We start from the raw sequence: 288 nt of genomic DNA, 5'->3' as shown, positions 1-288 counted from the left end.
CAATTATTTCCTTTTTTTGCTTATTCATCCTGCAAACATGATGATATTCATGGACAAATAAAGCTTCCAATTCCATCAAATCTTCAAGTGGAGTTAAAAACAAAAAACATTTTCTTTTTAAAGGAAACACCGCCTTTATCTCCAAATCGGCGATCAATGGGAAATATATAAATATTCACGTCTGGACCATTCCATAATTTTTGATATTTCGTTTATAGCTTTCTCACTTCTTCCCATATTTTATTTTTTTGCAATCTTTGAAAATAGTCCCATGTCCTTCGATTCGGT

General features: G+C 31.6%; 1 protein-coding gene. It reads right to left on the bottom strand.

The genetic code is table 11. The annotated features are described in order from the left end of the window. On the bottom strand, window positions 1–76 hold a 76-nt coding region (locus PZE06_RS34135), incomplete at its 3' end, for a DUF2268 domain-containing putative Zn-dependent protease (protein ID WP_483314106.1). Window positions 77–288 lie beyond the last annotated feature (212 nt).

The sequence above is a fragment of the Robertmurraya sp. DFI.2.37 genome (assembly GCF_029211245.1).
GTDB lineage: Bacteria > Bacillota > Bacilli > Bacillales > Cytobacillaceae > Robertmurraya > Robertmurraya methanolica_A.
The sequence above is the reverse complement of the archived record's forward strand: the minus strand, read 5'-3'. Positions and strand labels throughout refer to the sequence as shown.